Source organism: Microcoleus sp. A6-C6 (genome assembly GCF_036705955.1).
In the GTDB taxonomy this organism is placed as follows: domain Bacteria; phylum Cyanobacteriota; class Cyanobacteriia; order Cyanobacteriales; family Microcoleaceae; genus Microcoleus.
In genome coordinates, this window is record NZ_JAUBVR010000128.1 from 1 (window position 1) to 8683 (window position 8683).

At 43.1% G+C, this 8683-nt stretch carries 10 protein-coding genes; 5 read left to right on the top strand and 5 right to left on the bottom strand.

The genetic code is table 11. The features are described 5' to 3' along the window. Positions 1-490: 490 nt before the first annotated feature. Together QUB52_RS27815 and hemC are read right to left on the bottom strand one after the other, a co-directional pair. Entirely contained in the window at positions 491-1312 is an 822-nt protein-coding gene (locus tag QUB52_RS27815) for a S1C family serine protease (RefSeq protein ID WP_265238785.1), read from the bottom strand. Between the two features lie 466 nt (positions 1313-1778). Next, positions 1779-2750, bottom strand: coding sequence for a hydroxymethylbilane synthase (gene hemC, locus QUB52_RS27820; RefSeq protein WP_265238783.1), 972 nt, complete (start codon positions 2748-2750; stop codon positions 1779-1781). Between the two features lie 62 nt (positions 2751-2812). On the opposite strand from hemC, the gene QUB52_RS27825 reads away from it, so the two are divergent. From QUB52_RS27825 to QUB52_RS27835, 3 genes are all read left to right on the top strand, one after another. Next, the gene (locus QUB52_RS27825) at positions 2813-2989 is read left to right on the top strand and encodes a hypothetical protein (RefSeq protein WP_265238781.1); all 177 of its coding nucleotides are present in this window, start codon (positions 2813-2815) and stop codon (positions 2987-2989) included. An 85-nt stretch (positions 2990-3074) separates the two neighbouring features. Beyond that, the gene (locus tag QUB52_RS27830) at positions 3075-3530 is read left to right on the top strand and encodes a Panacea domain-containing protein (RefSeq protein WP_265238780.1); all 456 of its coding nucleotides are present in this window, start codon (positions 3075-3077) and stop codon (positions 3528-3530) included. Next, positions 3531-3971, top strand: a complete 441-nt coding sequence (locus QUB52_RS27835; protein WP_332975535.1) for an MAG6450 family protein — start codon at positions 3531-3533, stop codon at positions 3969-3971. It abuts the gene before it with no gap. A 36-nt stretch (positions 3972-4007) separates the two neighbouring features. Here QUB52_RS27835 and QUB52_RS27840 read toward each other — a convergent pair whose 3' ends face one another. From QUB52_RS27840 to QUB52_RS27850, 3 genes are all read right to left on the bottom strand, one after another. Next, positions 4008-4244 (bottom strand): type II toxin-antitoxin system Phd/YefM family antitoxin, encoded by a 237-nt coding sequence (locus QUB52_RS27840; RefSeq protein WP_265238777.1) that lies wholly within the window; start codon positions 4242-4244, stop codon positions 4008-4010. Between the two features lie 64 nt (positions 4245-4308). Next, the gene (locus QUB52_RS27845) at positions 4309-5355 is read right to left on the bottom strand and encodes a hypothetical protein (RefSeq protein ID WP_332967496.1); all 1047 of its coding nucleotides are present in this window, start codon (positions 5353-5355) and stop codon (positions 4309-4311) included. Positions 5356-5601: 246 nt separating this feature from the next. Then, positions 5602-6162, bottom strand: coding sequence for a hypothetical protein (locus QUB52_RS27850; protein WP_332975536.1), 561 nt, complete (start codon positions 6160-6162; stop codon positions 5602-5604). 188 nt (positions 6163-6350) lie between these two features. Here QUB52_RS27850 and QUB52_RS27855 point away from each other — a divergent pair, with 188 nt between their 5' ends. Next, positions 6351-7436 (top strand): T4 RnlA family RNA ligase, encoded by a 1086-nt coding sequence (locus tag QUB52_RS27855; protein ID WP_332975537.1) that lies wholly within the window; start codon positions 6351-6353, stop codon positions 7434-7436. 223 nt (positions 7437-7659) lie between these two features. Continuing rightward, positions 7660-8508 (top strand): phosphatase domain-containing protein, encoded by an 849-nt coding sequence (locus QUB52_RS27860; RefSeq protein WP_332975538.1) that lies wholly within the window; start codon positions 7660-7662, stop codon positions 8506-8508. The last annotated feature ends 175 nt before the right edge of the window (positions 8509-8683 follow it).

The window sequence follows — 8683 nt, forward strand, 5'->3', positions numbered from 1 at the left end:
ATTTGGTATTTTATCCATCATTACAACTATGTTTTGAGCCAATGAATATCTAATCACTACATATTTATCACTACCAGTGATTTATCCCAAGGAAAATCAATCAAAATAGAATTTGTTGAAAGTGTTTGCCTGACTCTGGAATTACAGCCATTAGCCAACGATCGCATTAGCTGTAATTTCAAAAAGTTTGGATATCTATCTCCAAACGAGTTTACCCTAAAATCCCAAAATCAACACTTTCAACTGCATCAAACTCAAGTTATTACAGAGTTAAAAGAATTTGTCGAACAACTAATGCAAATGGCCGTCAATGGTGGCTACATCACTCCCGAAGAAAAGCAAGAATTCCTGATGCCACTCCGCACAATTGCGCCTGCTTCGGCTATTTCCTCATAAAGGCGATCGCCCTTTTCATCCCGTCTCAGAAAAAGAGCGATCCTCTTCGAGGGCTTCGCCAACGCCAGAATCACAGATTACCGACAACTACCGACTAATTCTCGCCATCACCCTCAAAAGTTTCCTCAAATCCAGCTAAAAAGTCATCCAAAGCCACGGAGGCGATCGCCAAATTAATACTATCAGCATCTTCCCATCCCCACGTATTCACACCAACCACTTGACCGGCCATATTAATCAATGGCCCGCCCGAATTTCCTGGATTAATCGCCGCATCAGTTTGCAACACCTTCACCTCGGCAACCTCATCTTCATCATCCTCGCCCACCTCATACTCTTCCGGTTCGCGAATTGCACTAATAATACCTTGAGTTACAGTTGAGGAAAACTGCCCCAAAGGATTGCCCACAGCAATTACCCGATCGCCCACTTTCACATCAAAAGATAACTCTAAAGGAGGATATTCTTCGGGAGATTCTACTTGTTCCCCTGTTTCCGGATCGATCATAAAACCAGTAATCAAAAGCAATGCTAAATCCTCTTCCGCATTGCCAGTAAATACCACCTCTGCCATTCTCAACTTTCCGTCATTAGTTTCAACTAAAACCTGTTCGACTTCATTTTCTTCGTAGAAATAATCTTCATCGGCAATATCTTCGACAACGTGATAGTTAGTGACAATTATGTCAGGGGAAACAAAAAAGCCGCTACCGGAAGAAATTTCTTCTCCTGTCTCCCAATCCATCACGTAAACTGAAACTACGGAGGGCAAGACTTGCTCGACGACATCGGAAAAGTTTCCCGTCTGGGTTTTAAACTCTTTCAATTGCTGCTGCAAAGCTTTCTGATCGGCCTGCATTTTGCGATAAAGTTGCTGAACTTTTGCCAATCCTAGCTTTAATTGAGTTTCGCTCATATTTTACCTTTCCCTGAAATTAGGTTGCTGATTTATTTGGGATGTTTGATTGTAGATTTTGGATTGGTATATTGACAATTATAGGGCTGATGTAAAGGAACCCGGTTTCTACTAAAAATCCTGGGCTTTACACCCTGGCATCCATCCATAAACCGGGTTTCTCAACACCGTGCGGAGCGTCCTAAATTAGTCAGATATAGCCTTTCTCAGAAAGATGAGGTAATATCCGGCATAGGGCATAGGGCATAGGGCATAGGGCATAGGGCATAGGGCATAGGGCTATTCTCACTTTTTTGAGAACCACTATATTTGTGAAATCGGCAATTTTATTGAAAATTACCATCTAAAATCTACAATCAGACTGCTATTGTACCTGTCAAAACAAAAGCGAACCGCCAATTATTTTTATTTAACAAAAGGCGATATCTCGCGTCTAAAAGCATTGAGAAATTAATGCCGATCGCATTTATGAACCGCGTTGAACTTCGATAAAAATTTCCTCCAAAATTGCACTCGCTCCCTGTTCGCGCAGGCGGTGGGCGAGGTCAATTCCCAGCATTTCAGCAGTATCTGCTGTGCCGGAAACAGTATCTTTGACGAATCGCTTGCCGTCGAGACTCGATACCATTCCGGTTAAGGTTAATTGACCGTTTTCTATTTTGGTATTTACGCCGATTGGTACTTGACAGCCGCCTTCTAATTCCCGCAAAAATGCGCGTTCGGCATAACATCTTTGGGCGGTTTCCGAGTGTTCGAGAGCTTTGATCACTGCCATGATTTCGGTGTCCCCGGCGCGGCATTCGATGCCCAAAGCACCTTGTCCGACGGCGTGAAGGGAGATTTCGGGAGAGATAATTTGGTGGATGCGATCGCCCATTCCCAATCTTTCGAGTCCTGCAACTGCTAAAATAATCGCGTCGTAACCGCCATCATCTAATTTAGCGAGTCGAGTATTGAGATTGCCGCGAATATCTTTGAATTCAAAATGAGGGAAATGGTGCCGCAGTTGAGCCAGTCGGCGCAGCGAAGAAGTACCGATTACTGCATTTTCTGGGAGGGTGTCGAGTTGCTTGTCTTTGTGTTTGGAGTGTACAACCAGGGCATCAGCGGGATTTTCTCGTTCGGTGACGCATCCTAAGATTAAACCTTCAGGTAAATTGGTAGGCAAATCTTTGAGGGAATGAACGGCAAAGTCCGTTTCATTGTTGAGCATTCCCGTTTCTAATTCTTTGGTGAAAAGTCCTTTGTCGCCGATTTTAGCGAGGGCGACATCAAGAATTATGTCCCCTTGGGTGGACATGGTGTGGACTTCAAAAGTGTGTTCCGGGAAGTGTTTCTGTAGCTCTGCTTGCACCCAGTGGGTTTGGACGAGGGCGAGTTGGCTTTTGCGGGAACCGATGCGGACGGTTCGGGAGGGGGCAGATGTGGTTGGGGACATAAGATCGATCGCAGGATAGCTTGAAATGAGCCAGTATATTCACCTGATCTAGCGTACCGCAGGTGGGGACTTTAATTGCTGGTTGGGACAATTCGGGGGATAAAACTGAGCCGATCGACCTGGAGAGCGGAAGGCAGCCGACGGTGTATGATTTGCCTAGGGTCGATCGGGCTGAAGCTGGTTTAGCTGAAGAGTTTGCTCCCAGGTTGCAGGATTTGAGGAGAGAAATGTGGGAATGAGGGGGAAATAGCGATCGAACTTCTCAAGCCACCGAATAGCTTACCATAAAAATTAAATTTGTCAAATTACTAAAATCCTAAAACTATGAAAAGCGCTCTGGATGTAGCTCGTTACTTTTTATGTCGTGTCGATAGAGAAGCAGGCGATACTATTTCTCCTCTCAAACTGCAAAAACTCGTTTATTACGCACAAGCTTGGAGTTTAGTCTTTAGAGGCCAGCAGCTATTTTTTCAAGATATTGAAGCTTGGGTTTCCGGCCCCATTGTCCGCCATGTTTGGGATGAGTACAAAGCTTACAAATATACCGATATTCCCGCTCCTGATAATTTTGAGGGAGAATTTGAAGAAGATGAGATTGAGGTACTCGAAGAAGTTTGGAATGCTTATGGAGAATTAAGTGCTAAACATTTGGCAGAATTGACCCAATCTGAGACACCTTGGCTCAACGCCCGCCAGGGATTAGAACCTGCGGAAACATCAACTAAAATCATTTCCCACGAAGATATGAAAGCCTGCTATGCACCTTTGGTGGAGGCGTAAGTGGGTAAAAAAAGTCAAATACCAAAGCCACCTCAAAACAAGCAACAAAGAAGAATTCCAGAGCAAGCAACTCAGTTAAATCGACCAAGCAGTACAGATGACGAGCCTCCTAGCTTCAGATTCACTTATGCAGATAAAAATCGTTGGCTTCTATCTGACTGGACATCATCAGAAATCAATGACCTCATTGAAGGACTAAAGAAAATCGAGAAATATACTTGGGGTCAAATCAAAGGTCACGGCTCAAAAAAACGAGGTGAATCAGTGGGAACGGGTTATAAGTTGATTAACATTCATCCGACTTTGCCTGACAATATTCCTGAAGATGAGAGATTATCAGAAATGCGAATTGATGAGAAAAAATGGATATTTGGGTTTCGCGTTCAGTCTGTTTACTACATCATTTGGTTTGACCGCAATCATTCAGTTTGTCCCGAATAAAAATATTTGTTATAGATGTTAAAGTTATTATATAAATCAATACCGTGCTTCCTCCCTTAGCCTAATGACTGTTGCGCTCAGGGGTTCGCCCTTGACATTAATGGAGTTTCGGAATACTTTATGCCTAGCTAACCACTCCTCCTTGGATAGCGGCGGGACTACGCGAGCTACTACTTTGCCCTCCTGTACGATTGTCACTTCTTCTCCTTTCGTCACTTTTTCCAAGATAGCTTGCAGATTCTGCTTGGCTTCTTCAACGCTAATCGCAGGCATCTTATTAGTTTTTTTAGGTACAGTTTAATTGTACATCAACGAAAATCAAAAATCGAAAATGGTATTAACGTGGCCCTGCTTGGAGTGCAGAATTTACTATCCGAACAACATCTGACTGCCGTCCATTTTTGATACTTACTCGGTAAAGTACACCCAGCCTTTGCCACTCCACATAAGAAATGCAGTAATTACCGCAAGTCTGGAAATAAATTCCCCTCATTCCGCCCGCTAATTCAATGCTTCTATAAGTATCCCTCGGCAATTGCGAAGGAGGCGAAAACGGTTCATCTCTTTTCGCTTCGATTGTGCCGAAAGAACAAGCTCCGCCGCGGCAGCCTTTGCCTAAATACATTCCAACAATGTAACCGTGGGAGCCAGCTTGCACGTCAAAATCAAGTTGCTGAGTGTCAGATAAAGGAAGTATGATCGGCAGAAAAACAGGTACTCGTGTTTTGCCTTTGATTTGCTGAAAAATGTTACTTACAGGAAAACGAATATTAGCTTGATTTGTACCTGAATTGTTGGGAATTGGGGGAAATTTTTGGACAAAATTTCTCCACTGTACAACTCTAGTTTTAGCAACGTTCAAAGTAGGAATAGAATATTTTTCGACAGCAAGAGAAGGGCGGCCGTCTTTCTGATCGAAGTTGCGGCGAATTACTGTAATTTCTGGTTTCCCTAGCCCGTAAGTTTTGGCTGTGGCGCGGGCGAGATTGCAGCTAATTTTGAAGATTCCCATGTCAATGTTGCCATTGTCGGCTCCGTAAGACCAATTGTAACCTGCTGAAGTGCGATCGCGATCGCACAAAAAACTCGAAATCTCAAACATCTTGGCAATATGAACATCGTACAACCGCAACTTGCTGCTGCCGGCAGATTGTGTAGTATTGCGATCGGGTACAATAAATTGTGCGGATTGCCAGCTATCTTGAGAAGTATAATTAAACCAGCGAATTTCTGTTATTTGCGTTTCTGTCCTTGCTAGGGCTGAGTATGGTGTCAAAAGTGCGATCGCGAAGCCCGCCCCTACGGGGGCTACGCCAACGAAGAGGATCGTCAAAGCAGTCACCACACCAGCAACAATCGCCCCAAATAGCCATCTTCCCCTCATCCTGATTTCCCTCCAAGTAGGTAAGCGAAAAAAAACTATAGTATATTCTTTAACAGGTTAACTTCCAGGCTACAAAAATTAACTGGTTCCCAGGCTCAGCCTGGCAATCGATATCACTCTTGCTCTGCCTCGCTTTTGTCATTGCGAGGTAACTAAGCAATCGCCAAGACTAAGATTGCTTCGTTCCTCGCAATGACACCTTTGATTGAACGAGTAAAAAATACCCAATCAAAATCGAAAATTGTCTTAGCGTTTCCCAGCTAGAATAGCAGAATTTGCTGTTAAAATCACCTCCGATTCCCCTCCGTTTTTAATTGATACGGTATACAGAAATCCCTGGTTTTTCCACTCAACAGAAGCCGTGCAGTAAGCACCACAACCGTTGTGAAAAACTCCTTTCACTCCGCCGGCAAGTTTAACATTTTTTAAAGTCTTAGTTACCCCTTCTACTTTCGTAGAAAATTCACCGCCTTTTTGAGATCGAACTTCCCCAAAATTGCAAGCTCCCGCACCCCGGCAATTTGCTGTATAATCTATTGAAATAGCATAGCTATTCGGTTGCGCTTGGCTGTAATAGTAAAGCTTCTGCGAAACAATAAGCCGACTGGGAATAAAAATCGGCACTTGTGTTTTGCCTTTTAATTTTCCCAAGATTTGACTTACCGGAACAGCAGTACCCGCTACAGCCACAGATTGGATTTCCGACAACCGCTGCGACAATTCGCCCGCACCAAAAACTCGCGATGCAGGTACTAAAGCAGTCAACACGCACGCAGAAGTCGCCAAAAATAATAATTTATTTTTCACTGTTTTTGTCCTAGATGTTGAAACATTCCCTTTTAGCCCCCAACTGCTTTCACCTATTTACAACGATACTCCAAAATATAAAAATTACAATAGGGATTAAAAAAAAATAGTTTAATTTTTGTTTACAAATCCGCAAAAATATATAGTTTCCGATAAAATAGAGCAAGCGACAAACTTAGGAATCGAACGTGGAACTGCAAAATTATTTACGCCAGCACGGATTAGAAACATTGTGCGAAACTTATCATATCAAAGTTACCCGCCACCGCCAATATCCCGATTTAGTATGTCTGAAATACTCGCAGATAGAATCCCCGCTGGGCGAAAAAATAGTCCAGCAGTGTCGAGGCATTATTTTAGATTCATCTCAAAACTGGGAAATAGTTTCTTATCCCTATGACAAATTTTTTAATTACGGGGAAGGCCACGCCGCAGCAATTGATTGGAGTAGCGCCAAAGTTTACGAAAAACTAGATGGTTCTCTGATTGTAATGTATTTCTATAAAGGAGAATGGAGAGTGCAATCTAGCGGTACTCCCGACGCAGCCGGCGAAGTTAACGGTTTTGGATTTAGCTTTGCCGAACTTTTTTGGAAAGTCTGGAAAGAATTGGGATATGAATTACCGGAAGCAAGCGATGAGTGTTTTATCTTTGAGTTGATGACACCTTATAATAGAATAGTTGTTCAGCAAAACAACAATGACATCGTGCTACACGGGGTTCGCAATACTGAAACACTGCGAGAAACAGATCCCCATTTTTGGGCTAACAGATATGTGTGGAAAGTAGTCAATTTCTATCCTTTGACTAGCTGGAAAGAAGTTATCGAAGCATCTCAACATTTAGATCCGATGGATTCGGAAGGGTATATTATTTGCGACGCTAACTTCAACCGAGTTAAGGTTAAGTCTCCGCAATATGTCGCGATTTCCCATCTTCGCGAAGGGTTTTCTACCCGCAGGATGATCGAAATTGTTTTGACTAATGAAGGAGAAGAGTTTTTAGCTTATTTTCCTGAGTGGAGTGAGTTGTATCAAAAAGTTAAGAGTAAGTATCAATGTTTGGTTGAAGAAATTGAGGGGGTTTATCGACAGCATGAACATATCGAAGTGCAGAAAGATTTTGCTTTCGCGGTGAAACATTTGCCGTATGCGGGGATTTTGTTTTCTTTACGGACCCGCAGAGTTGCGGGCGTAAAAGAGGCTCTCCGTGATGTTACGATAAATAAGATGGAAGAGTTATTGGGTTTGGATTACATCAATTTAGGTTTGTGAGTCAACTAATTAATAGTATACGGCGAATGGAATTCGCGCCTACACAAACGATGTCCGCCTCCGCGGAATGAAGAATAAATCAAACTCGGCGAATGGAATTCGCGACTACACAAACGATGTCCGCCTCCGCGGACTGAAGAATAAGCGGTAAGGTGCGCATTACGCACCGTAAAAATGCGAATTTTTGAGTCTATGACTGACCAATCAGCTATTACCAATTGTCATGAAAAGAGTTATTGTTCTTGTCGGCTTACCTGCTTCTGGAAAATCTCAATTTGCGAGGGAATTGCTGCTGTCTGAACCTGCACGGTGGGTGCGTAGCAATAAAGATTTGTTGAGAGAAATGGCTCACGCTTCTCATTGGTCGCCGACGAATGAAAAGTTTATTGTGCAGTTGAGAGATACGATTATTTTGATGGCTTTGGAAAGCGGCAAACACGTCATTGTTGATGATACTAATTTTGGGCCGCATATCGAACATATTAAACAGTTAGTCAAAGGTCAAGCTGTTGTCGAAATTAATGATTCTTTCCTGCAAGTTCCGGTAGAGGAATGTATTAAACGGGATTTAAAAAGACTTAATTCTGTGGGCAAAGATGTGATTTTGAAGATGTACAATAAGTATGTGCGGGTTCCCGTTCAGCCACCGGAATATAATCCCGATTTGCCGGATGCTATTATTGTTGATATGGACGGTACGCTGGCACTTCTCAATGGTAGAAATCCTTTTGATGCTTCAAAGTGCGATCGCGATTTACCGAATCAGCCCGTCCTAGATACCATCCGCAAGTGGCAGTCTACCGTTAATATTATCGTAGTATCGGGTAGAACCGATGATTGTCAGCCTCAGACTGAACAATGGTTACGGCAATACGAGGTTAATTATGCAGGCCTCTATATGCGGAAAACTGGAGATATGAGGAAGGATGCGATTATGAAAGATGAAATCTATCGTCAGCATATTGCAGGGCAATATAATGTTAAGTTTGTATTGGACGATCGCCAGCAGGTTGTTGATATGTGGAGAAGCTTGGGATTGACTGTATTTCAAGTAGATGAAGGCGATTTTTAACGGAGGATGGATTTGGGCGATTTATCGCCCTCGCCGTGATGCTATAATCCAAGATCAGACGGCGGTTGAAACCGCGCCTACACAAACGATGTCCGCCTCCAGGGCGAACGCATCTAAATTTTATGTTAGCAGAACCTGGTATATTGGAGAATGATTATTGAGTGCCTACCAAATA

Excerpts from the sequence above, each read along its gene's own strand:
- QUB52_RS27815 (WP_265238785.1), bottom strand. The coding sequence starts at position 1,312 with ATGAGCGAAACTCAATTAAAGCTAGGATTGGCAAAAGTTCAGCAACTT.
- hemC (WP_265238783.1), bottom strand. The coding sequence starts at position 2,750 with ATGTCCCCAACCACATCTGCCCCCTCCCGAACCGTCCGCATCGGTTCC.
- QUB52_RS27830 (WP_265238780.1), top strand. The coding sequence starts at position 3,075 with ATGAAAAGCGCTCTGGATGTAGCTCGTTACTTTTTATGTCGTGTCGAT.
- QUB52_RS27840 (WP_265238777.1), bottom strand. The coding sequence starts at position 4,244 with ATGCCTGCGATTAGCGTTGAAGAAGCCAAGCAGAATCTGCAAGCTATC.
- QUB52_RS27845 (WP_332967496.1), bottom strand. The coding sequence starts at position 5,355 with ATGAGGGGAAGATGGCTATTTGGGGCGATTGTTGCTGGTGTGGTGACT.
- QUB52_RS27860 (WP_332975538.1), top strand. The coding sequence starts at position 7,660 with ATGAAAAGAGTTATTGTTCTTGTCGGCTTACCTGCTTCTGGAAAATCT.